Below are 263 nucleotides of genomic sequence, written 5' to 3'. Positions count from 1 at the left end.
AGAACTGAACGTCGATCTCAAAAACTGCTCAAAATTACCCGATGCGAATCAAGAAATAAGCTTGATCCTAGTAAGCAGCTATCTAAAAAACCCAGCTTCTTCATTTGGTCATGTACTGGTCAAAACCAACACGCCTATAGATAATGCAAATAATACGAACAGTGATGTCAGAGAGCTATCTAGCGAGGACTTACTTAATAACTCATACAACTTCGGCGCTCGTATTCCAGAAAATGAGAACGGTGCGATGTACGCGCTAAAAG

1 protein-coding gene is annotated in these 263 nt (G+C 40.7%); it reads left to right on the top strand.

What is annotated here, in order from left to right; all coding sequences use genetic code 11:
• The coding region (locus SB725_RS31910; RefSeq protein WP_410923459.1) for a DUF4105 domain-containing protein at positions 1–263 on the top strand (263 nt) is incomplete at both ends.

The sequence above is a fragment of the Pseudomonas sp. SIMBA_041 genome, assembly GCF_046535095.1.
Classification (GTDB): Bacteria; Pseudomonadota; Gammaproteobacteria; order Pseudomonadales; family Pseudomonadaceae; genus Aquipseudomonas; species Aquipseudomonas mucoides.
The sequence above is the reverse complement of the archived record's forward strand: the minus strand, read 5'-3'. Positions and strand labels throughout refer to the sequence as shown.